The organism is Pseudoalteromonas piscicida (genome assembly GCF_000238315.3).
Taxonomy (GTDB): Bacteria; Pseudomonadota; Gammaproteobacteria; order Enterobacterales; family Alteromonadaceae; genus Pseudoalteromonas; species Pseudoalteromonas piscicida.
In genome coordinates, this window is record NZ_CP011925.1 from 1 (window position 1) to 25,080 (window position 25,080).

Annotated in this window: 18 protein-coding genes; 14 read left to right on the forward strand and 4 right to left on the reverse strand. The window is 43.0% G+C overall.

Going from position 1 to position 25,080, the window contains the following annotated elements:
* Window positions 1-160 precede the first annotated feature (160 nt).
* From PPIS_RS19455 to PPIS_RS19485, 6 genes are all read left to right on the forward strand, one after another.
* Window positions 161-1,393: an AAA family ATPase gene (locus tag PPIS_RS19455; RefSeq protein ID WP_010376208.1), complete on the forward strand. Its 1,233-nt coding sequence runs from the start codon at window positions 161-163 to the stop codon at window positions 1,391-1,393.
* A 13-nt stretch (window positions 1,394-1,406) separates the two neighbouring features.
* Window positions 1,407-2,369 (forward strand): ParB N-terminal domain-containing protein, encoded by a 963-nt coding sequence (locus PPIS_RS19460; protein ID WP_010376206.1) that lies wholly within the window; start codon window positions 1,407-1,409, stop codon window positions 2,367-2,369.
* A gap of 170 nt (window positions 2,370-2,539) precedes the next feature.
* On the forward strand, window positions 2,540-5,632 hold the full coding sequence (locus PPIS_RS19465) for a DEAD/DEAH box helicase (protein WP_010376205.1): 3,093 nt from the start codon (window positions 2,540-2,542) through the stop codon (window positions 5,630-5,632).
* A gap of 554 nt (window positions 5,633-6,186) precedes the next feature.
* A complete protein-coding gene (locus tag PPIS_RS19475) occupies window positions 6,187-6,390 on the forward strand; it encodes a hypothetical protein (protein ID WP_010376203.1) in 204 nt (67 codons plus the stop codon).
* 5 nt (window positions 6,391-6,395) lie between these two features.
* Entirely contained in the window at window positions 6,396-7,082 is a 687-nt protein-coding gene (locus PPIS_RS19480) for a response regulator (protein ID WP_010376202.1), read from the forward strand.
* Window positions 7,083-7,144: 62 nt separating this feature from the next.
* The gene (locus tag PPIS_RS19485; protein ID WP_010376201.1) at window positions 7,145-8,626 is read left to right on the forward strand and encodes a DNA recombination protein RmuC; all 1,482 of its coding nucleotides are present in this window, start codon (window positions 7,145-7,147) and stop codon (window positions 8,624-8,626) included.
* A 75-nt stretch (window positions 8,627-8,701) separates the two neighbouring features.
* On the opposite strand, the gene PPIS_RS19490 is transcribed toward PPIS_RS19485, so the two are convergent.
* Window positions 8,702-9,187, reverse strand: coding sequence for a hypothetical protein (locus tag PPIS_RS19490; protein WP_010376200.1), 486 nt, complete (start codon window positions 9,185-9,187; stop codon window positions 8,702-8,704).
* A gap of 358 nt (window positions 9,188-9,545) precedes the next feature.
* Here PPIS_RS19490 and PPIS_RS19495 point away from each other — a divergent pair, with 358 nt between their 5' ends.
* Window positions 9,546-12,089 (forward strand): TonB-dependent receptor plug domain-containing protein, encoded by a 2,544-nt coding sequence (locus PPIS_RS19495; RefSeq protein ID WP_010376198.1) that lies wholly within the window; start codon window positions 9,546-9,548, stop codon window positions 12,087-12,089.
* A gap of 84 nt (window positions 12,090-12,173) precedes the next feature.
* Here PPIS_RS19495 and PPIS_RS19500 read toward each other — a convergent pair whose 3' ends face one another.
* Complete coding sequence (locus PPIS_RS19500; protein WP_010376196.1) at window positions 12,174-14,222, reverse strand: ATP-binding protein; 2,049 nt, start codon at window positions 14,220-14,222, stop codon at window positions 12,174-12,176.
* A 488-nt stretch (window positions 14,223-14,710) separates the two neighbouring features.
* The gene (locus PPIS_RS19505) at window positions 14,711-16,315 is read right to left on the reverse strand and encodes an isocitrate lyase (RefSeq protein WP_010376194.1); all 1,605 of its coding nucleotides are present in this window, start codon (window positions 16,313-16,315) and stop codon (window positions 14,711-14,713) included.
* 247 nt (window positions 16,316-16,562) lie between these two features.
* On the opposite strand from PPIS_RS19505, the gene PPIS_RS19510 reads away from it, so the two are divergent.
* A complete protein-coding gene (locus PPIS_RS19510) occupies window positions 16,563-18,740 on the forward strand; it encodes a malate synthase G (protein ID WP_010376192.1) in 2,178 nt (725 codons plus the stop codon).
* Between the two features lie 350 nt (window positions 18,741-19,090).
* Here PPIS_RS19510 and PPIS_RS19515 read toward each other — a convergent pair whose 3' ends face one another.
* Window positions 19,091-19,606: a cysteine hydrolase family protein gene (locus PPIS_RS19515; protein WP_010376190.1), complete on the reverse strand. Its 516-nt coding sequence runs from the start codon at window positions 19,604-19,606 to the stop codon at window positions 19,091-19,093.
* 102 nt (window positions 19,607-19,708) lie between these two features.
* Between PPIS_RS19515 and PPIS_RS19520 the strand changes: the two genes are divergently transcribed.
* The 6 genes from PPIS_RS19520 to betB all read left to right on the forward strand — a co-directional run bounded on the left by PPIS_RS19520 (window position 19,709) and on the right by betB (window position 25,073).
* The gene (locus PPIS_RS19520; protein ID WP_010376188.1) at window positions 19,709-20,620 is read left to right on the forward strand and encodes a GlxA family transcriptional regulator; all 912 of its coding nucleotides are present in this window, start codon (window positions 19,709-19,711) and stop codon (window positions 20,618-20,620) included.
* Between the two features lie 304 nt (window positions 20,621-20,924).
* Window positions 20,925-21,425, forward strand: coding sequence for a hypothetical protein (locus PPIS_RS19525; RefSeq protein ID WP_010376186.1), 501 nt, complete (start codon window positions 20,925-20,927; stop codon window positions 21,423-21,425).
* Window positions 21,418-21,630, forward strand: a complete 213-nt coding sequence (locus tag PPIS_RS19530; protein ID WP_010376185.1) for a helix-turn-helix transcriptional regulator — start codon at window positions 21,418-21,420, stop codon at window positions 21,628-21,630. The genes PPIS_RS19525 and PPIS_RS19530 overlap by 8 nt, the downstream gene beginning before the upstream one ends.
* A gap of 234 nt (window positions 21,631-21,864) precedes the next feature.
* Window positions 21,865-22,716 (forward strand): substrate-binding periplasmic protein, encoded by an 852-nt coding sequence (locus PPIS_RS19535; RefSeq protein WP_010376183.1) that lies wholly within the window; start codon window positions 21,865-21,867, stop codon window positions 22,714-22,716.
* Between the two features lie 301 nt (window positions 22,717-23,017).
* Window positions 23,018-23,608 (forward strand): transcriptional regulator BetI, encoded by a 591-nt coding sequence (gene betI, locus PPIS_RS19540; protein WP_017216888.1) that lies wholly within the window; start codon window positions 23,018-23,020, stop codon window positions 23,606-23,608.
* 1 nt (window position 23,609) lies between these two features.
* Complete coding sequence (gene betB, locus PPIS_RS19545) at window positions 23,610-25,073, forward strand: betaine-aldehyde dehydrogenase (protein ID WP_010376179.1); 1,464 nt, start codon at window positions 23,610-23,612, stop codon at window positions 25,071-25,073.
* Window positions 25,074-25,080: the final 7 nt, after the last annotated feature.

A 25,080-nucleotide genomic window follows, 5' to 3' on the forward strand; every position in this document is an offset into this window, starting at 1 on the left:
TTCGGAGCCTTAGCCTTTAATACCTATATATTTAACCATATCTAAACTTTCTTATTTATACTTAGATGTAAATCAAAATTACAAATGTCTTTGTTTTTTTGTGTTTACAGCAAAATATATGGACATTATAATAATCGTTATCAAATAAAGGATAATGTGTATGTCTATAAATAACAATGCGCTATCAACGTACCGGCTCTTAAAAGCTACAGCAGAAGTAGCAGAACAATCACTTGCTGGTCGTATTCAACATTATAGAGCTCATCTTAAAACTGAAGAAAAAGAGCTTAGAACTTACACGCAAAAAGCTGCCGCAGATCTACTTGGTGTAAATAATAGAACACTCAAAAGACGTCATGACCAAGGTGACTTTGATACCATCAATATAAAGAAAGGCGCAAACGGTCATTATGCATACACATTAGCAAATATTTTTGCGATGGCAGATGTTCTTGGTGTAAATGCGGATCAACGAAAGTCTAGCGATAAATTACAAGTCATCGTGATTAATAGTTTGAAAGGCGGTTGTGGTAAAACAACAAGTTTGGTGAATATTGCAGCTGCACTAGCTACAACCAATATTAAGCGCTATCGCATCGGGATCATTGATCTTGATCCACAGGGATCATCATCAAGCTTTTTTCCATCTAATGATCATGAGCCGATCACAGTTGGCGATTTAATGAGAGATTGCATTGAATTAGATGAAGGTGAAACGTGGATGGATCTGGTCTCTAATTCATTCCAAGAAACCCACATTCCAAATATTCGCGTATTACCTTCTGGTATGGATGACTTTTACTTTGAACACGAAACAGCAACAGAGTTAAAAGAAAGTTCAAGCTACGAAAAGACACGTCATTATCATAAGCTTAAAGAAAAGGTTATAGAGCCCGTACAAGACGAGTTTGATATTATCCTAGTAGATACCGCACCTTCACTTAATTTTATGTTCTATAACGCATTGATGGCGTCTACGGCTATGTTAATACCTGTACACCCAGAAGCCGTAGACTTCGACGCTAATAATAAATACCTGAAGCGTCTTGGTGAGATATACCATACCGTTGCAGCTCTTGGTCACGAAGGCTGGGACTTTATGCAATTCTTGGTCACTAACTATGTTAAAGGCAACCATTCTCAGCGCGATATCGTTAAAGATGTACGTAGTGCTTTTGGTCGTCAAGTAATGAGCTATCCAATCAATCACAGCTCAGCAATTACTGCGAGCTCTTCATCGTTTAACACTATTTTTGACCAAAAGACTTCAGATAGTTTAGCAAGTCGTGAAGCATTGCTAAAAGCGCAAGAAAATATCAAAGACGTGGTTGATGAATTAGAGATGCTGATCCGTTCAAATTGGCCTTCAACACAATCCTCGCTAGCAGAATAAAAAGGTATTAATAATGGCTAGAAAACGTAAAAATGATACACGAATTGATCCTTTTGCTACTGCGGTTGAAGGCAGTAGCCTCGACGATCTTTTAGATCAGGCTAAAGTAGGCGATGTGGTTACTATGCCTGCGCCAAGCGATCCGACAAAAACCATAGTACTGACCTGTGAAGTAGTGCCGTTTAGCGAAATTGAGAGTAAAACCACAGTTTATGGGCAGAATCGCCGTGAGCAATCCTTATTAAGCGAAAAAGCGGTCGCAGATATATTACCTGCCATTAAAAAAGATAAACGTAATCTCCACCCCGCCCTATGTTGGCAACATAATGGCAAACTTCACGTTTTATCGGGCTCAAGACGCCGTAAAGCCTGTTTGCTGGCCGAAGCTGATTATGTAGTGTTGAGCTCGAAAGACTTTAGTGACGAAGATGCAAAAACATTAGCGGTATCTTCCGATCAATACATCGCCCCGAGCCTTTGGGAATTGGGTAAAGCCTATTTTGATACTAAGCATAATTTGATCGAACAAGGCCAAAAAGGATCGTATCGAGAAATCGCTGCCGTGGAAGGTGTTTCTCACACAGCTATCGCAGACGCATTGAAAGCTTATGAAAGCATTCCGGTCGAAGTATTACAGTTATATCCAACGGCGAATCATTTAGGCCGTGAAGCGGCTAAAAAGCTCATCACTGCGAAACAAGAACAACCAGAGCAGTTTTCAGAGCAAATTGCTGCACTTAAAGCGCAAGATTTTATGACTGAAGAGATGTCAGATGAGAAACGTGCTGTTCAGATCACTAAATTCTTGACTACTTTAGGAAGTAGCGATTCACGCGTGGAGTCCATGCTAGAGAACGACTACATTCGAGTACAAAGAAATCTTAAAAGCGGTGATGTCACCGTGAAAATAGATAATCGAGTATTGACTGATAAGCGTTTGGAACAATTGCAAAAATTACTTAGCAGTTATAACTAAGGTTCGTTCAAAAATTGCCGCGTTGGTTGAATTATCAGGCAACTCGGCGCTTTTTCTAGTCAGTTGACCTCCAACCAGTCCTTTTTTAGCGAATTTCTCGCATTTCTCTCTTTAGCTCAAATCACTAATTTCATATACTGGCTTTTTATTTTAATTTTGACGTGCACTTAATGTCTTCGCAGTTATCTAAAGAGCAACTTTTCGCCTTATTTGAAGAAATCAAACAGGAGCAGGCTAATCAATTTCCTTTGTCTGAACGTTTTCTTCGTCAGTACTTCAATTCAGCTTTACTTGCGAAAGCTAAGGAGTATTTGAAAGACGAACAAGTCTGCTATCTTCAACATAGCGAAAACTTTGCGCAAATCGACGCGCAGGTATTGGGAAATTACGGCAATACCTTCACTCAGCACATCAAAATAAACCAATCACAGGGTACCGTTTCGGTCGAAGCAAACTGCTCTTGTTCAAATAACCCTAAATGTCGGCACATTGCCGCGGTATTGCTCAAACTTAAAATCGAACATTCTGGCGGCTTTGGTGAGGCTTATTTGGTTAATGACTGGTTTAATGAGCTCGGGCAGTTGCAGCAAGTCGATAAAGCAGACGCGGAAAACGTCTTACTCTTCGTGTTAGAGCCTCGAGCAAACGAAGTCCTTGTAAGCCCTAAGGTATCGCCAAATCGGCCCGATGGTGTTTACCCCTTAGGTCGAGTGTTAACCGAGCAGCAGCTCAATAGTCAGGTCGCTCCTGCTGGTTTATTAGAAAACGATTTTCGCTTATTTAGCTGGATCCGCTCGCAAAATACACCGGGTCATTTTGAGCTATTTGGCGCCTGGGGCTTTAATGCACTCACACAACTTATACATACCCATCGCTGTTTTTATCGTAACCAGCGCCAACCTTTGGAGCTTGGGCACAAGCAAACGCTAGATTTTTACTGGCATCAAGAAGGCAATGAATACCAACTTAAAAGCCGTCTGGCGAATGTTGAACACTGGCGCTTGATTAAAACCGAACCTCCGGTGTATCTAGATACTGAAAACTTGGTCGTCGGCCGAATTGAGTCAGAGCTTACCGCGCAGGAAATCGCTCACCTTCATACTATGCCTACCATCACGGCTGAAAAGCTAGAGCAGGTAATGGCACGTTTCCAAGATATCTTTACGGATGATGTCATTGCGCCTCCTGCTGGGTTTTCGCAGTTAGCGAGTAAGCAATCTAATGTTGCTAAGCTTATAAAACTAGATAGGCCTAATAAAATTCGTTTTGCAATTGAGCCGCTTGGAAAAGGCGCGACGAAAAAGCAGTTAGCAAGGCTGGAGCAGGTACTCACAGGTCTGGGCTTTGTCCACGAGGGCGACGAGTTTTTATTACCAACTGAGGATGGCGTTGAAGTCCATTGGTTTAACAGGGAGATCAGGCCGCTTTTACAGGGTAAACGTTGGATTGTTGACGAGCTGCCAAGCAATGGCCTTGTTGTTACACCAAAAGTGCTGTTAAGCCTTAAACGAGATAAACAACATCATGTGCTCGGAAAGGTGATGTTAGATGACAAGCCCGTTACGCTCAACTGGGATAAGCATCCGGTTCATGAGCTTAACAACCTCGCCCATGAATATCGCTACGTCGAAATCGGCGAGCAGTTCTATGCCATTAGCAAATCCATATTTGATGAATTGCTGGAGCTGAAGTCTCGTTTTAGTTATTACCTTTCGAGCTCACAATTTAAATTTCCGTTGTCGTATGCCAAAAAGCTGTTTGAACTGACTCATATTCATGCCGACTCAGACGATCAAAAGCTACTTGAGTATCTCGCTGAGCTAGATAAACCGATAGAAAATCTTGACGTGATCCCAGCCAGCGAAGGACAAAGCTTCACCCTACGAGATTATCAAGTACAAGGTGTTAACTGGCTTAAGTTCCTTAATCGTCATCAGTTAGGTGGCATTCTGGCAGATGATATGGGCCTTGGAAAAACGCTTCAGGTTATTGCTTACTTTATTTCTCAGCACAATACGCTAGTGACACAACCAAGTTTAATTGTCTGTCCGACGAGTTTAGTGGGAAACTGGCGTGACGAATTTAAACGTTTCGCACCGCATCTACCTCTCACTATTATTCATGGATCTAATAGAGAGGATGCACTTACTAACTTGTCAGGTGCACGATTTATTCTAACGACGTATCCGCTACTTAAGCGCGATGTGGCGTATTATAAAGGGCTTGATTTTGATTCAATTGTGTTGGATGAAGCACAATATATTAAAAACGAAAGCGCACAAATATCTAAATGCGTAAAGAGCCTATCCGCGCGTTTCAAACTTTGTTTAAGTGGCACTCCGGTAGAGAACAATTTACTCGAGCTTAAATCGCTGCTCGATTTTGTCATGCCTGATGTGCTGGGCACTAAGCAGCAGTTTAAGCAACACTTCCAGATCCCAATTGAAAAAGAACAAGATCGCCCAAGAGCCCGAGAGCTTAGATCGCTGATCGCGCCATTTATTCTTCGTCGTACAAAAGCTGAGGTAGTGAAAGAGCTACCCAATAAGACAGAACTCATCAAAGAGTTAGAGTTCTCTGATGAGCAACATAAATTATATCAAGGTGTTCAGCACCAAGTAGAAAGCAAATTGCTCAATCTATTTCAGGAGCAAGGCGTTGAAAGAAGCAAGCTGGCATTCCTCGATGCCTTGTTAAAGTTACGTCAGATCTGCTGTCACCCACAATTGGTTGATAAATCACTGACCGATCAACATGGCGCTAAATTTGAGTGGCTTGCACAACACCTGCCTGTGCTACTCAGCGAGGGCCGTAAGATAATTATCTTCAGCCAGTTCACCAGCGTGTTAGATCTCATTGCTGAGCAGTGCCAACAGCAACAGTTGAAATACACTATGCTGACGGGGCAGACAAGGCAACGGGATAAAGCCATTGAGGCGTTTACTCAAGGCAAGTGCAATGTCTTTTTGATAAGCCTAAAAGCTGGGGGAACTGGTTTGAATTTGACTCAAGCAGATACGGTTATCCATTTCGATCCTTGGTGGAATCCTGCGGTAGAAAATCAAGCAACAGATCGCGCTTATCGTATCGGCCAAGATAAGCCGGTATTCGTGTACAAATTGATTATGGCGAATTCTATCGAAGAGAAAGTGTTTAAGATGCAGCGCGATAAACAAGCCCTTGTTGACGCCCTATTTGCTGAGTCTGGTGTCAATCTTGGTCAGTTTGATGAGTCGCAAATGCTAGCGCTGATAAAAAATTAAAAATAATTTGGAACTAATCAACAAAGGTGAAGGTCTATGATAGTGCTTGTTGTGACATTGTTGAAACAGTAGGCATATGTTGATTTTCCCCCTTTGTTACTGATTGTAATAAGCCAGCTTAATTAAGTTGGCTTTTCTTTTTTCTGGCTCTAGGGCCTGTTTATCTTTCAAGTTTGTTTTTGCAGCAGTTTGACAGGTATTTATACAAGGCAGAGCCTGCGTAGCATGGTCATTCTATGTAAGTCTGGCGATAAAGACTTTGTGCTCCTGCAAAGTCACCTTACCCCACATCCTTGTGGGGCAACACTGAGAAAATGCCAATCAAGCGCTGCCCTTTGGGTTCACCTGAGTGCGCTTTGTTCATTGTTGCTCAACTTTTGCCTAGATTACTAGGCGGCAAGTCGAGCGTCGCTACCAAAACACACTCAGAAGAACAAAAATCAAACAGCAAAGGTCAACAGACCCTAAAACATCTTTCACTCCATTTTTATTCCATAATCTCGCGCTTTAATAGCTACAACGGAGAAACGCCATAGACCAATTAGGATAACGTTATGCTTTGCTACGATGCGACAATTTCACACTTAAACTTTATTGAGACACAATCAGAATCAGACTATGATCTACTTAATGAAGTTGCGAGTTCAGAAGATTTGTCTAGTATACTGACCATGTTACTGTTCGATGACACGCTTTCAGACAAGTTAAAGCGTCAAGTTAGACAACAATTGAAAAAGTTAAAAGCAAAGAGTAAATAAATCCTATGTCTACCCCATCAAGAATTTTGCTCGTCGAAGACGACCAAGATATTGCAGAGCAGGTGCTGTTGTTTTTTAGAGCATCCGGTTTTGAAATGTTTCATATTACAGACGGTGCTGAAGTTGTACCTTGGGTAAAGGCAAACCAACCAGATGCAATCTTGATGGATATCATGTTGCCGAACCAAGATGGCGTAGAGTGTATGCGTCAAATTCGAGAGTTTTCTGAAGTACCTATTGTGATGCTGACTGCCAAAGTGGCAGAAGCAGACCGTTTAAAGGGCTTAGAAGTCGGCGCAGATGATTATGTATGTAAACCTTTTAGCGCCGCTGAATTAGTGATGCGCATGAAGGCGATCTTACGTCGTTGTGTGAACACCAATGCGTATCAAAAGCCTATCGAAGTAAATCGCGAAGAATTAACGGTTAAACTGAATGGCAGTACATTAGGCTTAACCAAAGTTGAGTTTGACGTCTTTGCGCTTTTATATGATGCACCAAACCGTGTATTTTCAAGACAGCAAATTCTTGATTATATTCAACCGGATAACTTTGATATTTCGGATCGCGTAATCGACAGCCACATTAAAAATATCAGAAAGAAAATCAAAGGATTAGATTTATCTCCGAAAATTGTAGAGTCGGTATATGGCGCCGGGTATCGCTACAATGGTCAACAGATCACTGAATGACTAAGTGATTGAAATTTATATCTAAGGTATTATCAAAGTAGAAGAACCGATGAGATCTCAATATGCTTTGGTCAATGCTCTCCAATACGCCTGCATGGTTTAGTCTTGCGCTATTTGCAGGCGGTGCGGCTACCCTACTCCCCGTTGTTTGGGTCATACGCAGCACTTTCAAAAATCAACTCAATACTCAACTCGCCTCCGAGCAAGCACTTAGGTCGCAACTAAGCCAAGCCGAGCAACTCGCTGAGCAATTAAGAGCACAGCAACTGCAAAGTCATGGCCAACAGCAGCAATTGCAAGCAAGATTAGCTGAGCGTCAACGGCAAGCCGCTGAATATCAGCAGCTGTGGCAGCGAGAGCTCGATGCCAAGGAAGAAATTCAAGTGCATGCTCATGAGTTAGAAGTTGAAATGGCCAATCTGCAAACCTTGCTGGAGCAAAAGCAACTAAGTTTTGAGCAGCAGCTCGCGCAGCTTGAGCAAGCAAAAGTCCAGTTGAAAGAAGAGTTTCACAATCTCGCGAATCAAATATTTGATGAGAAAAGCGAGCGTTTTAGTCACCAAAGTAAAGAAAAAATCCAGCAGTTGTTGCAGCCTGTACAAGGTGAATTAAAGGGCTTTAGAGATAAAATGGAAGCCATTCATAGTGAAGAGCTTAAGCAACGGGCGTCATTAAAAACTGAATTGCTGCACTTACAAGCCAACAATAAAGCCATGACTGAGCAAGCAGATCGTTTGACCACTGCGTTACAAGGTCAAAAGAAAGCACAAGGTAACTGGGGCGAACTCATGCTCGAAAATGTGCTTGATAGCGCTGGGCTACGTCCCGGTTACGACTATCAGCGAGAAGTAAACTTTAATACCGACGAAGGCAAGTTTCGCCCTGACGTCGTGGTTTACTTACCGCAATCTCGTCATCTGGTTATTGACGCTAAAACCTCATTGAATGCCTATACAAGGTATATTAATGCCACAACCGATAGTGAAGCGAATCAAGCCATAGTGGCACACACTGAAGCCATCACTGCACGGATCAAAGAGTTGGGTAGTAAATCTTATGAGCGCTTACCAGGTCTTAACTCCCCAGAGGTGGTCATCATGTTTATCCCTGTGGAATCTGCATTTGTTGAGGCGGTTAAGCATAAGCCCACGCTTTATCAGGAGGCTTTACAAAACAATGTATTGGTGGCAACGCCAACAACACTTTTAACCAGTCTTAATATCGTTAAACAGTTATGGCGTTTTGAGGAGCAAAGCAAGCATACCAGAGAGCTGGCGCTTCGAGCTGAGAAGTTTTATAACAAGCTCAATAGCTTCCTACATAGTATGGAAGGGGTGGGTAAACAGCTTGATAAAGCAAAAGAGAGCTACGAGCGAGCGTTTTCTCAGTTATATATGGGTAAAGGCAACTTAATTAAGCAAGCTTCTGAATTTAAAGAACTAGGCGTTGCCGTAGTCAAGGAGCTACCCGAAGAACTTGAAGAAAAAGCCAAACTTGAGCTCGAGCCGGTAAGTCAGCTTGGCAACCACGATAGCTCGAAATAACCCTTGAAATCCAAAAAAACAAAAAAGGCCCATTGGGCCTTTGAACGAAAGATAAAAGAATTTAACCTGAAATGATTAAGGTGCCTTGCACTTGGCATAATCGCTGTGGCGTGGCGTGTCCGAGTACAAATGCATATAAAGCGCAAACTGGCTGACATCACGCCAAACATTACTACTGGCCGGTGGGCATAGTGACTGCTCGATATAACCTTTAAGTGCCTGTCCCGTTAATGCAAGTTTAGTCGGGATACGGATAAACACATTGATGTCATCTTTACTGGTTTTTAAGTGTGAGAACTGCCAGCTTCCAACCATATACTGTTTGGTAAAGTAGCGATTGATACGCATTTGGGATTCTTTACTAAGCTGCTGAGTGGGTGCCTCAGGCGTTTCGGTAACAAATGACCATGCACTGACCAGCGAAATAATAGTGGCTAGTACAAAAGTCCAAATCACAGCAGGTGATAGTTTATTTTTTGGCTTTATTTGAAGCTGCTGCTGGTTCGCTCTAGATTCAACAATTTTCAACCATTCAGCATGTTTTAGCGTCCGTTGTGTCATTGGTACTCTCCGTTTCTGCATGCTGGTATTTAAGCGCTTCAATGTGGAGTAAAGATGGAGTGGGAAAACATCAGAGCAGTGCCCTTATGAGGTATAAGGTAGATCAAAAAATTCTTTATTATCGGTGAAAGAATAATTCTAAAATCCGCGTCTTTTCTTATGATAGTGACCTAATTTTAGGCTGGTATTGAATTAGTAAGTACCAACATTTTGGTCATAAGTCGAATGGGTATCGTACCGCATTTTGTGTTATTTACTTGGGTACCTTATTCAGTCTTGATTTATCTTCATATTGACTAAATTAAGTAGTAATCGGTCTTTTACAGACTCTGCGTTCAACATATTCACGGGACAAACTATGCAATTTATTAATAACAAGCTGGAAAACGCTGTTCGCAAGCCAATCTCGTTGGCTGTCGGTGCTGCGCTTCTTTCAACTTTTTCAATCCATGCGCAAGCAGAAAGTAACAACACTGAAGCCAAAGAAAGTGTTGAAGTCATCGAAATCACTGGTACGCGAAGAAGTCTTCGTAGTATTGCCGAGAGCACGGTGCCGGTAGATGTGATTTCTTTAGAAGATATGCAAAGTACCGGTCAGCTGGAGCTGAGCCAAGTACTAACTACGCTCGTGCCAAGTTTTAACTTCCCAAATTCAACGCTGGCGGATGGTACGGATCACGCCCGTCCGGCAGTGCTTAGAGGTTTAGCACCGGATCACACCTTAGTGCTGGTTAATGGTAAGCGTCGTCATGCTGGCGCATTATTGAATTTAAATGGTACCGTTGGTCGTGGTTCAACGGCGGTTGATTTAAATACTATCCCAGCTGCCGCGATTAAGCGTATAGAAGTACTGCGTGATGGCGCTGCTGCTCAATACGGCTCAGATGCCATTGCTGGCGTTATTAATATTGTGCTTAAAGATGCCGAAGAAGGCGGCAGTATTAGTGTGACCTATGGTGAGCACGATACGCAGATGGCAGGTGTCCCTGACTTATTACAAACCCGTGCAAACGCTGCGGGCGATTTAGACTTTGTGCTTGGAGATGACCGCAAGCGTAATGATGGCGGTACTACAACAATTGGTGCCAACGTTGGTTTTGCTTTAGGTAATGAAGGTTTTATTAATCTGTCTGCCGAATATAGAGATAAAAAACCGACTAATCGTTCAGGCTTTGATCCAAGAGAGCAATATGCTCGTGATGAAAATGGTCAACTTGACTCAAGAGAGTTTTCATTCGATCGCTACAACCACCGTTTTGGTAAAGCTGAAGTGGAAGACTTTGCACTATTTTATAATGCGGGTTACAACCTAGATGCGGAAACCGAACTTTATTCATTTGGTAGCTACTCAACACGTGAAGGTAACTCCGGTGGTTTCTATCGTCGCGCAAATGACAGCCGCAACTTAACTGCGGTATACCCAGATGGCTTCTTGCCTCAAATCGTCAGCGATGTAGATGATTACTCTTTTGCGGTTGGTGTAAAAGGCACTCAAGGTGAGTGGGATTACGATATCAGTACAAACTATGGTGTGAATGACTTCGCTCTGGGTGTCGTAAATAGTTTGAATACTTCGATGGGGGTAACAAGTCCGACTGAGTTTAATAACGGCGCTTTAGTCTATTCACAGTGGCTTGTGAATGCTGATGCTAAAACGGCATTAGATTTGGGCTTACCGGATGACGTATTTTTCACGATTGGTGCAGAATATCGCCGCGAAACCTATGAAATTGAAGTCGGTGAAGAAGCGTCTTACCTCACTGTACTCGATGCAGAAGGCAATCCCGTTGCAGCAGGTGGTGCGCAGGTGCTTGCTGGTTTCTCACCAGCAAGTGCTGTTGATGAATCTCGTCACAATATCGCTTTATTCGCAGAGTTTGATACCTACTTAACGCAGGACTGGAATGTCGTTTTGGCGGGTCGTTTTGAAGATTATAGTGATTTTGGCAGCACCTTCACCAGTAAACTGGCATCGCGCTATGTGGTGTCGGATAACTTTTCACTACGTGGTGCTGTAAGTACAGGTTTTAGAGCGCCTTCATTGGCTCAAACGTCCTATAAATCCATTGCTACGGTATTTGAAAATGGCGTACCTAGTGAAGTAGGTCACTTCCCTGTTGATACGCCAGCTGCAAAAGCGCTAGGTGCTCGAGAGCTTGAGCCTGAAGAGTCGGTCAATATGACGGCGGGGTTTGTCTATACACTAGACGCGTTCTCATTTACTGTGGATGCCTATCGAATTGACATCGACGATCGCATCGTACTTTCTGAGAATTTAGGTGGTCCTGAAGTCATTAATATTTTGCAGCAAGCGGGTGAGCTCAATACGCAAAGTGTAAGGTACTTCACTAATGCTATCGACTCGCGTACCCAAGGTGTGGATATCGTAGCAACGTACAGTTTTGATCTTGCTGACTACGGTGATCTGCGTTTAAGTGCTGCGGTAAACATCAATGACACTGAAGTGACGCATGTAAAAGCAAATCCTGCTGAGCTTGAAGCCCTTGGTGACAGCTATGAGTACTTTGCTCGTCGTGAAATTGCACGATTTGAAGATGGGACACCAAAAGACAAATGGAACCTAGCTGCAATTTGGCAATTTGGCGATTGGCAGACGACATTACGTGCCACACGCTATGGTGAAACGGTGGACTCTTCGAGTGCAGTAGAAGGCGATGAAGTATTAGACGCTAAATGGATCACTGATTTAGAAGTGGCTTATAACCTAGGTGACAACTGGAAGTTTGCTGTAGGCGCTAACAATCTATTTGATCAATATCCACAAGATACTGTTAGTAATATTGGTTATACAACGTTTAACCAGATCTTTCCTTACTCTGCGTTCTCGGCATATAACACCGATGGTCGTTTTGTGTATGGCAATATCAGCTACCGTTTCTAAGCAAGCTTAGAAAGAGGAAAGGCCAAGCATCTGCTCGGCCTTTTGTACTTTACTTAATATCAACTCGCATTTTATGCGGGTACTTTATGCTGGTACATCTACCGCGTGAGGTAAGTTTATCTGAATACACAAACCACCATACTTCCCTGACTTCACTGTGATTTTTCCATTCATCGCTTCAATTAAACTCTTACAAATAGATAAACCAAGACCTGAGCCTCCTGTCGCACGACTTCTCGATGCCTCGACACGGTACAAGCGTTCAAACAGTTTGTTCTGCTCGGTCTCAGATACGCCTGGTGAGCTATCATCGACTTGTAGAAATAGTCCTTGTTTATTGACCACAGCTTTAAACCTTACCTTGCCGGGTTTATCTGTATATAAACATGCATTCTTAGCTAGATTATCGATAACCCTATCCAGCTTAGGTTTATCAATATAAATACTCATATCATCGACGTGAATGTCGGCGATAAATTGCAACTTATTGCTTGTTACTAATCTTTCAATATCGTACACATAGCTTTGGATAACCGTTTTCGCGCCATGCTGCTGAGGATGGATCACAAGTGCGTCATGATCTGCTTGAGACAATTGATATACGTTCGAGATCAATTCATTTAGCTGATTTATCTTGTTGTTGATCTTGGCATATGCAATTGTGCTGTCATCAATAAGATTGTGTTCCATCGCTTCTATATGGAGTTTTAAGACACTAAGTGGCGTGCGTAACTCGTGGGAAATATCGGCCAGCATTTTATCTTTATGCTCAATGTTCAATTGATACATTTTTGCTTTTAGTGCCGCATTTCTATGTTTGACGACAAAAAATCCGACTAGAAATAATCCAGCTAAAAAGGTCGAGATTGCTGCGGTTACCCACATTTGTGTGGATAGCTTAGCATTTTGTAAGTTAACCTCGGTTATGGCTTGTGCTGAGCGGGCCTGCTCCAGTTGTTGAGATTGAATAAGCGCATCAATACTGGCTTTATAGGTACTTACTTGTTTTTCTAGTAATGCTTCATGAAGTCGAGTCTGCAGCTCTGAAGTCGACTTCATAAACTGATAGGCTTGGGCGTATTCATGATGTGCAGCAAGCGTTATTGCTTTAAGGCGATGATATTTTTCGAGCAGTAGCTCTGCCGTTTCAATTTCGGTTAGGGCGTCCAGTTTAGTGAGGAGTGTTTTTGCTTTGACTAATTCTTTGCGTTTTAGCCTTACTTCTAACTCCGTCAGGTAGGCGTAAAATTGTTGCAGTGTTGAACTGGTTTGAGTGGCATATTCAATGCCTGCTTGTGCATCCGACAGGGCACTGTCTAAGTCAGCCTTAGCTATATGGATCAGTGCGGAAGTACGATATGCTCTGGCTAGAGAAACCCTTGCATTAAGCTCTTTTAGAAATTCAATGGCCTCTTTTGTTTGCGCTAACGCTTCGTCCGTCTTGCCGTTCTTAAACTTCAGCTCGCCCAAGCGAAGGGCTGTGCCTGCGACGTTGCGTAATTCTTTTGAAGCTTTATCTGCAACGAGAGCTTGTTGAAAGAAATACTCAGCATTTTCCTCATCCCCCATACGCACAGAAATATCACCGAGATTATAAAAATTAGCCCCTTGCTTTTCGTACTGATCAGTTCCTTTTAGTAATTCATAGGCTTTTAAGTGGTATTGCATAGATTGCGCAAGCAGATTTCTATGGTCGGCAACAACGCCTAGATTATTATAGGTTTGCGCAACTAAATTTGATTTATTCATTGCTTCGGCTGATGTGAGCGCTTTTAAATAAAAAGACTCGGCCTGCTCAAGCTGGCTTAGGTTACGATAGTTAATACCTATCTCTCTGTATACTTCATACTTGCGCGCTTCGGTAAGGAAAAACTGCTTTTCGATATAGCTAAGGGTAGATATTGATTTCTCATATAAATCTTGCTTTCGATAAATCATGGCCTGCAAATAAATCGCTTGATATCGCGTTTCTTCTTCTTCACTGACGCTGGCCGTTTCAATTTTAACTAAGGCTTCGGTGTATTTGCCTGCCTTTTCTAAATCTTCTATTTCCTTGATAACTGTATTCCCGGCCTGGCAATGCATCGCTGTAAGCAGTGCTACTGCTTTTATTAAGTTCTTAATGGGGGTCATGTATCAACTTCGATGTACTGTAATCAGTTTTATAGTTTTACATGGAAAAGTGGGGTAAATATGGAAAGTGTAAAGGGGGTTTACAGCAGAATGAAGTGCTTATAAATCTGAGGTTAGTTATATTCTTATTTTTAGTCAAAATAAACTCAGAACAAAATTTTACTAAGTAAGTTAGTAAAAATGTGACCTGTCGCTGGTTTAGTTAGTAAAATTTTGGTTTGTGAAAGTGAAAAAAGTCACAAATGCGCTCTTTTTTGTCTGGATCTTAGATCTTTACTGTAAAGATTGGGATCGTTAGGTGTTGAGTTAATAAAATTCTGATCTCAAATAGGTATAGGTTAGTAAAAATATGATCTGAACAACTGACGTTGGTAAATACGTGATCTAAGTTATCAGTGGCTAGTAAAAATCTGATCCACAATAGATAAAAGGGCCTGACGGCCCTTGCTGATTAAGGAACTATATAAGTCGTTATCTAAATCGAGAGTTTAGAACTGGTTCATGGTGTTAGCTTCACCACCTGCTTTGAGTGCGTTCTCACCAGAGAAATACTCTTTGTGCGTGTCACCGATATTAGAGCCCGCCAAGTCTTGGTGTTTAACTGATGCTTGCTCGCGACGGATTTCTTGTCGTTGCACATCGCGTACATAGGCAAGCATACCCGCGTCACCAAAATAGCCTTCAGCCAGAATATCCGTGCTGAGCGCTGCTGTATGGTAAGTTGGCAGTATAATAAGGTGGTGGAAAATCCCCGCTTCTCTTGCCGAGTCACGCTGGAAGTTTTGCACCAGTAGATCGGCTTCGGTTGCCAATTCGGTTGCGTCTAACTCTGGCGCCATCAATACTTTTGCATCCGCGCTTGGGTTTGGGTATGCCGATAAGTCTTTACCTTGCTCCTGCCATTGTTGGTATACCTGTTCACGGAATTTTAATGTCCAGTTGAACGATGGCGAGTTGTTGTATACAAGCTTAGCGTTAGGCACTTGTTCGCGAACTCGGTTAACTAGCTCGGCAATTTGCTCGATATTTGGCTTTTCGGTTTCAATCCACAATAGATCTGCGCCTGATTGAAGACTGGTTACACAGTCTAGTACCACACGATCTTTTTCTGTGCCTGCTCTGAACTGGTATAAACCGTTGTCTAAGCGAACTGGCTTTTGCAGTTCGCCACTCAATTTAATTGCCATCTCACCTTCTTGTAAGTCAGCGGCCGAGGTAACTGGCGTGGTGTCTAAATAGCTAGTGTATTGGCTCGCAAGGTCGCCTGGCGCTTTTGATACTGGCACTTTTTGCGTCAAACTTGCACCCAATGAGTCAGTGCGGGCGACGATAACGCCATCTTCAACACCAAGCTCAAGGAAAGCATATCGTACAGCGTTAATCTTGGCTAAAAAGTCTTCATGAGGAACCGTTACTTTACCTGCTTGGTGGCCACACTGTTTTGCGTCCGATACTTGGTTTTCGATTTGAATTGCACAAGCACCCGCTTCAATCATTTGTTTAGCTAATAGGTAGGTTGCTTCTTCGTTACCAAAACCGGCATCAATATCAGCAATGATAGGCACTACATGGGTTTCGAAGTTATCGATTTTGCTAAGGATCTCTGTCGTATCTTGGCCTTTTGCTCTCACTGCATCAAGATCTTTGTAGAGATGATCTAGCTCTCGCGCATCGGCTTGCTTGAGGAAGGTGTAGATCTCTTCAATCAAAGCTGGAACCGCTGTTTTTTCATGCATACTTTGGTCAGGTAGTGGGCCAAACTCTGAGCGCAGTGCAGCAACCATCCAGCCACTTAGGTATACGTAAGAGCGTTTTGTGGTTTTATTGTGACGCTTTACTGCCATCATCATTTGTTGCGCGGTAAAACCGTGCCAACAACCAAGCGATTGCGTGTATTGGCTGCTATCTGCGTCGTACGCTGCCATATCTTCACGCATCACTTTTGCCGTGTATTTTGCAATGTCCAAACCGGTTTTAAAACGGTTTTGTAGGTGCATACGGCTGGCATACTCAGGACTGATAGACTGCCAAGTTTGTCCTTGGCTTTGGCATAGACTAGAGAAATGATCTAACTGAGTTTGATACTGAGACATAATTAGCTTCCTTTGAACGGGTACTATAAATCAAATTAAATTCTGGTTGTTTGTTACACGAAACCAACCGGTGTGAGAGTGATTGGCTGCGGGCTTAATTAAACACTAGGCCGATAAATTAGATTTTTTAAATTTATAGTTATTATTACGAGTATATTTTTTGTGAATGGGAAAAGGGGTTCGTTTTTCCAAAAATTGTTTTATGTTTGACCTATCCCGTTCAAAAAATGTTAATCAAGGACTCTCCATGAGCAAGTATGTCACTCATTCAGGCTTCCAAATTGCGACTCCACTGGCGCAGTTTGTTGAGCAATCTTTACTTCCCGGTACGGGGATCGCGGTCAATCAATTTTGGCAAGGCGTAGCGGATATTTTTTCGGAACTTGGGAAGCAAAACCAAGCGTTACTAAACAAACGCGATACCCTGCAACAGCAAATTGACGATTACCACCTCTCTCATCCTGATTGGCAATCTGCAGAATATCGGACATTTCTTGAATCTATCGGTTATTTGCAGCCTGAGCCTGAAGATTTTGCCATCGAAACCGAGCATGTGGAGCCTGAAATTGCGAGCGCAGCCGGTCCTCAGTTAGTGGTGCCTGTCAGTAACGCAAGATTTGCGCTCAATGCGGCGAATGCGCGTTGGGGCTCCTTGTATGATGCGCTCTATGGAACGGACGTCCTTGGCGAAGAGGATGGTGCTGAGCGTACTCAAGCCTATAATCCGAACCGTGGGTTTAAAGTCATGGCTTATGCTAGGCAATTCCTCGATAAAGCACTGCCGTTGGCTGAAGGTTCTCACATAGAAAGTACGAACTACGCGATTCTAGACGGCAACTTGGTGATTACACTCAACGACAGCACCCAAGTTGCACTGCAAAAGCCTGATCAGCTAGTGGGTTATCAGGGGGAGGCACAAAATCCAAGCGTGGTATTGCTGCGCCACCATGATCTGCATATTGAGATCCAAATTGATCCACACCATCCGATAGGACAGGCAGACAAAGCCGGGATCAAAGATGTCGTCCTTGAGGCTGCACTGACGACAATCATGGATTGTGAAGACTCGGTTGCTGCGGTGGATGCACAAGACAAAGTATTGGTATATCAAAATTGGTTAGGCTTGATGAAAGGGAGCTTGAGCGAAACCTTCGCAAAGTCAGGTCAATCGCTGACTCGGACGCTAAATGCCGACCGAAGTTACGTAGATACACAAGGCCAGCGTATGACACTTAAAGGTCGCTCTATGATGTTTGTGCGTAATGTTGGTCACCTAATGACAACACCTGCGGTACTGGATGCAGAAGGAAACGAGCAGTTCGAAGGGATCTTAGATGCTATCATGACAAGCACGGCTGCGCTGCATGACTTACAAGGCAATAGTCCGTTTAAAAACTCGACGGCAGCAAGTATCAATATCGTGAAGCCGAAGATGCACGGCCCTGAAGAAGTCGCTTTCACTGATACCCTATTTAGTCGAGTTGAAGCGCTGCTCTCGTTACCCAAAAATACCATTAAAATGGGGATTATGGATGAAGAGCGTCGTACTTCGGTAAATTTAAAAGCGTGTATTGCTGCCGCTAAGCAGCGTGTAGTATTTATTAATACCGGCTTTTTGGATAGAACAGGCGATGAAATTCATACCTCAATGCTGGCGGGCCCTGTATTGCCTAAAGTGGCAATTAAAGGACAGTCTTGGATAGCGGCCTATGAAGATCAAAACGTGGATATTGGCCTTAAAACCGGTTTTAGGAAAAAGGCACAAATAGGCAAAGGAATGTGGCCAATGCCAGATAAAATGGCGCTGATGATGGAGCAAAAACAAGGCCATCCGGAGTCTGGTGCTAATACTGCATGGGTGCCCTCTCCTACTGCAGCAACGCTCCATGCGATGCACTATCACTATGTGGATGTGTTTGCACGCCAACTTGAGATAAAAACACGTCAGCAAGCATCGCTCGATAACTTACTTACGCCCCCGTTGATGTTAGAAAACGATTTGTCTGCGGAGGATATTCAAGCCGAATTAGACAATAATGCGCAGGGTATTTTGGGCTACGTGGTGCGCTGGATAGACCAAGGCGTTGGCTGCTCAAAAGTGCCTGATATCAATCACGTTGGATTAATGGAAGACAGAGCAACGCTTAGGATTTCAAGTCAGCATATCGCTAACTGGTTATATCATGGTATTTGTAGCGAAGAGCAAGTAGAAAAAACCTTTAGACGTATGGCTGCTGTGGTAGATGGTCAAAACGAAGGTGACAGCCTCTACCAACCAATGCTCAATGACCATAAACCGCTTAGTGAAAACCTTGCCTATAAAGCGGCGTTATCTTTGGTATTTGAAGGCCGAGTTCAACCCAATGGTTATACCGAGCCGCTACTTCACGCCTATCGACAAGCCTATAAGCAGCAGGCTAATTAGTCCCTTTTCATTTCGATGTCACTCAAATCAAGGCTGGTCAATCCAGCCTTTTTGGTTTTTATGCTTGTGTCGAAGTAAACCTCGACCTACGTTGGATTTGTAGGTCGTGATTTATCACGACGAGCTTTTTCATCATGGGTCGTTAAGATGCTTGTCGAAATATTTGTTGAGGTATGTGTAGAGGTAAACCTCGACCTACGTTGGGTTTGTAGGTCGTGATTTATCACGACGATCTTTTTCATCATGGGTCGTTAAGATGCTTGTCGAAATATTTGTTGAGGTATGTGTCGAGGTAAACCTCGACCTACATGTTGGGTTCGTAGGTCGTGATTTATCACGACGAGCATAGGCTACATTTGCGATGAGGTGACTAACGGAATTCGTGTTGAAACACCGTTGAGTGCAATTTTGTGGATCATTTCATCTAGGGTAGTGCAGCAATCACTGAGAATGTAGACATTGTATTGCTCCGCCGATTTCGATAGCGCGGTATGGGTTACACAGTTTTGTGTCATCATGCCGCAGATATATAAAGTGTCGATACTTTTAGATTGGAGCAAATCGTTTAAAGAGGTTTGCTCAAAGCTGTCGGCGTAGGACTTTACGATATGGTGGCCATTTTTTTGCGCTTGGCGTAGGCCATTATGAAGCTCAACACCGCAAGTGTCGGCATTGAAAAATGGTGCTTTTCCTTGCTCTGGATTAGCTATGTGCTGGACATAAATGACTTCCATATTTTGCTCTGCTGCCTTTTTGATAGCTGTATTGATGTTTGCTAGTGTATTTTCGGTATTCCATAACGGGAAAAGCCCTCCAGGAAAGTAGTCATTTTGAATGTCGATCACCAATAGTGCGCTGTTGTTCATTTTTTTACCTCGTTAGTTAATTTGCAGAGGTATTGTGCTGGAGTTGTAACTTTGACTGGAGTGTCTAAAATGACATTTTTGAGTTCAAATTCGACAATGTAGATGAAACCAATCAAAGTGGCGATTTGTCACTATCCTCACGCGATGAAGTCGGCTGTGTATGGTCTAGAAGAGCTGTTTTTTCTAGCAGATAGAATTTGTATCGAAGAGTCACAGGATACCCGCTTTACAACACATGTTGTTACCTTCAGTTGTGCTGTAAAGGGGGATTACAATATTGTGTTATTGCCGCCGAGTGTTAATTCTGATTACTACCTTAAACCTGAGCCTCAATTACTTGCTTGGTTAACTCAGCAACACCGACAAGGTGCAGTTATCGCCTCTGCCTGTGCGGGGGCTTTTATACTTGCGGCCTCGGGGCTAAGTCATCAGCGCTTACTTACCACGCATTGGGGGTTAACTGAGGCATTTAAACGGCATTTTCCTAACCAGCCTATCGATACGCGGAAAATTTTAATCGATCACAATGATATTATGTCGGCTGGTGGCGTAATGTCATGGCTTGATCTTGGATTAGAGCTAGTCAAAAAATATAGCGGTCACTTAGTCATGCGCAAGTTAGGCAAAACGCTAGTCGTAGATACGGCTCAGCGGGAGCAGAGCTACTATCATCAATTTCAGCCAAACTTTCAACATGGCGATGATGCTGTGCTGCGTGCTCAGCAATACATTAACACCCATTATAGTCGTAATATTTCAATTACAGAACTAGCTGATATCGCTCTACTTACGCAAAGAACCTTACAGCGACGGTTTGCTAAGGTGCTCGAACTCAATCCAAATCAATATCTGCAACGGTTTCGGGTGCAGAAAATGTGTGATTTATTAGAAAGCACGAGCAAGCCATTTGATTGGATTGCGCACCAGGTAGGATACGAGGATACGACAGCCTGCCGTAAGGTGTTTAATAAGTGTATGGGCTTAACGCCAAACGAGTTTCGAAAACGTTTCTAGTTAACCTGAACCCGGGATAACAACTTGTTCTCTAGCAGCTGTTATCCCTTACTACTGCGTTAAATTTGCTTGCAATAGGCCAGCTATTGACGCACAAATTTGCCTTGTATTAAGAAATAACTTCTGGCTAGAGTGATATTACGCTTTTGAACTTAGGTATTTTAGTACCTTAACTAACTTCTTATCCCGAATTCAGGTTAGTTATTAAAACTTGACTTAAAGTAAAAAATATTTGACTTGAAGTTGGTCAAAGTTTACGCTTTCAATGTAAAGAATATTTAACCTTGAGTAAAGTGAGGGTAACATGGAAAGCAACAATAAGATTAAAGCGTTTTTAGACTCGTTGAGTTTCCGTGACTTAACGATTGCGATAGAGTTTTTGGTAACAGGTTATATCTTGTTTTTTTATTTAGGCGAAATAACAGCGGCTACAGAGCAGTTACGTCAAGATCCGAGTTGGGTATCAGGACTGTTGTTCAAGGTGATTGTTATTTCTATCGTGACATCTATTGCAGGTCAGCTGCTACTAAGCTTTGTTAGCGATAAAGATATGGATAAGCCGTTAGATGAGCGTGAAAAGTTGATTGCGCTATCTGGGTGTAAACCTGCCTATTGGGTGCTTCAGGTTGGTGTATGTATCTCTATTTTCCAGTATTCTGCCGAAGCGCAAAATTGGTCGCAAGCGCTTCCTTTTGAACTACCATTTGCACCACTTCATATTTTGGTGATTGCATTTTTGCTGGCTGAATTGGTCGGTTATGGAACCCAGCTCGTCAAAGCTCGTTTGGGAGCTGTGTATGGCTGATTTACCAATAAAAAACAAAATCAGAATGCTACGTTTTATGAGCAGTGAAATGACACAAAAAGAGCTTGCAGAGCGAGTGGGTGTTACGAGGCAAACGATTATGGCGATCGAGGCTGCAAAATACTCACCTTCGCTCGAAGTAGCATTTAAGATAGCGCATGTATTTAATGTCTCTATTGAAGAAGTATTCGAATATCAGCCATAAAGTGCCCAAAACAAGCGTGATGTAAAGGGGGTTTACGTCACGCTCTTTTGTTCCTGTGAGCACAGATGCGCTTTTTGATTTAAATAGTTTTATAATTAGGCATTGTGATCTAGGCTTTAGGTAAATATATTGTTACTACTAAAGTATATTGTTACTACTAAAGATAGTGCCTATACGATGAAATGAGTCGTCATGTTATAAGGCCGATTGTCATAGACTTGCTCACGAGGTGTCATGGTTAAGCAGTACATATCAGTGAATAACTTGATTGGCATGGCTATATTGGTGTGGGGTTTGGTATTTTCTCCTGCCAGTGCAAGCGAATGCAGTAAAACGGTGAATATCGGCGTTGTTGCCGATTGGCCGCCATTAACTGTATTTGATGAGCTTGGACCTTGGGGCCTAGACGTAGACATTGCTGAGATGGTGTTCCAGCATGTTGCCGTGTGTACCACCTATATTCGCCTCCCTTCCAGCGCTCGCACTTTCGAAGAAATGTCAAAAGGGGTGATAGATGTTGCGGTAATGGTTAGCTACACTAAAGATAGAGAAGCATACGGAGATTTTTCTCTGCCCTACCGTTTTGAACGTATGCGATTATTCTCGTTATCACCTCCCACAGCGCTTGCCGATCTCGCTTCATTACTAAAACAATCGAAAACCATAGGGTTGAGCATCGGATCTTACTATGGAGAGGAGCTTGGTAAGCTTAAACAAGATCCCCGCTATAAAGATCAGTTTGTGAGTATTGCCAGTGCGCAGCGGAGGGTTGAAATGTTAATGAAAGCGCGCGTTGATTTTATTGTGGATGATATGATCACGGGGAACTATTTTATCAAAGAGCGAGGACTTGACGCTGCACAGGCTTGGCCTTATGTGGTACATGATAACCAAGTACATTTTTTGCTGCGTAAAAATGTTTTTAGTACGAGGCTGAAAGGTAAAATTGATGAAGCGATCATAGCGCTTAAACCTAAGATTGAGTTGTTAGTAGCGAGTTATCAGTCAAACGCTTCTTTTGGGATTTCAACTGTCTCAAATAGATTTCCTAGTTACCAACCGTTACCGCTTTCAAATCCTAACTAGCAAGGATGTTTTGTGCTAACTTAAGCCCCCTCATTTGCTTAAATTATGATTGTTTTCTAGCCAAACCAAACTTAATCAAATTGTCACATCAAAACGGTAAATTATCGCAAATACCTGCAAAATCTCAGATTTTTTAAAATTTTTTAAGATTTTTTGTAATCCTTTAAAACCCCTTAGCTATCATGGGATTAACCTAGGTACAAACGTCAAAAATTTGGCTTTTTACAAAAAGTCAACCTTGAAGTCTCATCTTTATCACCCTAAGATTTATTTTAATTGAACGGTCAATTAATAAAAAGCTATGCCAAAAGTCGGAATGGAACCTGTTCGTCGTCAGCAGCTAATTGACGCCACTTTAGAGTCAGTTGCCGAGTTAGGATTACAAGCAACCACTATTAATAGTATCAGTAAAAGAGCCGGTCTCTCGTCGGGGATTATCAGTCACTATTTTGGTGGGAAACAAGGCTTGATTGAAGCAACCGTGCGCTATCTATTAAACAACTTGAAATACAGTTTGTTGGACAAAACCTTTGGTGGTTGTAGTGCCGAGCAGCGACTCATGTATATCGTAGAAGCTAACTTTGCCATGGTGCAGCAGCAGTCAAATACGACGCGCACCTGGTTGAGTTTCTGGGCGCAGTCTATGCACGATGACGAGCTTCACCGACTACAGCGTGTTAACAGTCGCCGCCTGCAGAGTAACTTAGCGACTTCGTTTGCTGCTTTTATGTCGCGAGCACAGGCAAAAGAAGCGGCTGAGCTTGCCGCCGGTATGATTGACGGACTCTGGTTAAGAGCTGTGCTAAGCAAAGCTGACCATCATGCGTTTCATCACAGTGAAACGCTCGCAAAACGCTACATTCAATCACTTATTAAGCAGTTTGGAGGATAATGTGACAGTCCCTGTATATCAAAATTTTATTCATGGCCAGTTCTTGGCAAATCACTCAGGTGAAAAGTTTGCAGTAAAAAATCCAGCAACTGATGAAGTGATCTATGAGGTAGAGGTTGCTGACAGTCATGTTCAGCAAGCTGCGATTGAAAGTGCCAAAGCGGGCTTTGCATTATGGTCAGCGATGGCGCCAATTGAGCGTAGTCGTGTTTTACATAAAGCGGTATCTCTGTTGCGCGAGCGTAACGATGAGCTAGCCAAGATTGAAGTGTTAGATACCGGAAAACCTTGGCAAGAGGCGGAATGTGTAGACATTCAAACAGGCGCTGATGTGATTGAATACTTTGCAGGGGTGGCTCCCGCTCAAGTTGGCACTCAGCAGCCTGTGGGAGGGGACTTTTTCTATACTCGTAAAGAGCCCTTGGGGATTTGTGCAGGCATTGGCGCGTGGAATTATCCACTGCAAATTGCGTGTTGGAAGTCAGGCCCTGCACTTGCCGCTGGTAACGCCCTCATTTTTAAGCCATCGGAAGAAACACCACTAGGCGCGATTAAGCTGGCCGAAATCTTTATTGAAGCCGGTGTCCCTGCGGGTGTATTTAATGTGGTACAAGGTGCCGCTGAGGTGGGCCAATGGCTTACTACCAGCCCTGATATTGAAAAAGTATCGTTCACCGGTGAAGTGGGTACTGGCAAAAAAGTAATGCAAAGTGCGGCAAGCAATTTAAAAGAAGTGACGATGGAGCTCGGTGGCAAATCACCGCTTATCGTCTTTGAAGACGCTGATATCTCTCAAGCGATAAGTGCTGCGATGTTGGGCAACTTCTACACCCAAGGTGAAGTGTGTACCAACTGCACACGCGTATTTGTTCAGCGTAAGGTTTACGACGCCTTTTTAGCTGAGTTAAAGCAGCGTACCGAACAAAATATCATCGCGGGCGATCCGCTCGATCCAAACGTAAATCTTGGCGCTCTAATCTCAAAGCAGCATCACACACTGGTGATGGATTACATTGCAAAAGGCAAAGCTGAAGGCGCAACCGTACTGACCGGTGGTGAGGCACTTAGTCCTGAAACGGCACCAAACGGCTACTTTGTCGCACCGACCGTGTTTATCGACTGTCATGATGATATGACCATAGTCAAAGAAGAGATCTTTGGTCCAGTGATGTCGATATTGGTATTTGATGATGAGGAAGAAGTCATTCAACGTGCAAACAACACCCACTTAGGTTTGGCTGCGGGTGTGTTTAGTAAGGATATTCAACGTGCACACCGTGTCATCCACCAGCTAGAGGCTGGCATTTGTTGGATCAATAGTTATGGCAACTCACCAGCCGAAATGCCCGTTGGAGGCTATAAGCAGTCGGGCATTGGCCGCGAAAATGGTATCGAGACGCTAGATCAATATACTCAGACTAAGTCCGTGTATGTTGGTATGAGCGATATTGAAAGTCCATTTTAATCGAGGA

Bases quoted from the DNA above. Each gene is read 5' to 3' on its own strand.
- PPIS_RS19455 (WP_010376208.1), top strand. From the start codon at position 161: ATGTCTATAAATAACAATGCGCTATCAACGTACCGGCTCTTAAAAGCT.
- PPIS_RS19460 (WP_010376206.1), top strand. From the start codon at position 1,407: ATGGCTAGAAAACGTAAAAATGATACACGAATTGATCCTTTTGCTACT.
- PPIS_RS19465 (WP_010376205.1), top strand. From the start codon at position 2,540: ATGTCTTCGCAGTTATCTAAAGAGCAACTTTTCGCCTTATTTGAAGAA.
- PPIS_RS19475 (WP_010376203.1), top strand. From the start codon at position 6,187: ATGCTTTGCTACGATGCGACAATTTCACACTTAAACTTTATTGAGACA.
- PPIS_RS19480 (WP_010376202.1), top strand. From the start codon at position 6,396: ATGTCTACCCCATCAAGAATTTTGCTCGTCGAAGACGACCAAGATATT.
- PPIS_RS19485 (WP_010376201.1), top strand. From the start codon at position 7,145: ATGCTTTGGTCAATGCTCTCCAATACGCCTGCATGGTTTAGTCTTGCG.
- PPIS_RS19490 (WP_010376200.1), bottom strand. From the start codon at position 9,187: ATGACACAACGGACGCTAAAACATGCTGAATGGTTGAAAATTGTTGAA.
- PPIS_RS19495 (WP_010376198.1), top strand. From the start codon at position 9,546: ATGCAATTTATTAATAACAAGCTGGAAAACGCTGTTCGCAAGCCAATC.
- PPIS_RS19500 (WP_010376196.1), bottom strand. From the start codon at position 14,222: ATGACCCCCATTAAGAACTTAATAAAAGCAGTAGCACTGCTTACAGCG.
- PPIS_RS19505 (WP_010376194.1), bottom strand. From the start codon at position 16,315: ATGTCTCAGTATCAAACTCAGTTAGATCATTTCTCTAGTCTATGCCAA.
- PPIS_RS19510 (WP_010376192.1), top strand. From the start codon at position 16,563: ATGAGCAAGTATGTCACTCATTCAGGCTTCCAAATTGCGACTCCACTG.
- PPIS_RS19515 (WP_010376190.1), bottom strand. From the start codon at position 19,606: ATGAACAACAGCGCACTATTGGTGATCGACATTCAAAATGACTACTTT.
- PPIS_RS19520 (WP_010376188.1), top strand. From the start codon at position 19,709: ATGAAACCAATCAAAGTGGCGATTTGTCACTATCCTCACGCGATGAAG.
- PPIS_RS19525 (WP_010376186.1), top strand. From the start codon at position 20,925: ATGGAAAGCAACAATAAGATTAAAGCGTTTTTAGACTCGTTGAGTTTC.
- PPIS_RS19530 (WP_010376185.1), top strand. From the start codon at position 21,418: ATGGCTGATTTACCAATAAAAAACAAAATCAGAATGCTACGTTTTATG.
- PPIS_RS19535 (WP_010376183.1), top strand. From the start codon at position 21,865: ATGGTTAAGCAGTACATATCAGTGAATAACTTGATTGGCATGGCTATA.
- betI (WP_017216888.1), top strand. From the start codon at position 23,018: ATGCCAAAAGTCGGAATGGAACCTGTTCGTCGTCAGCAGCTAATTGAC.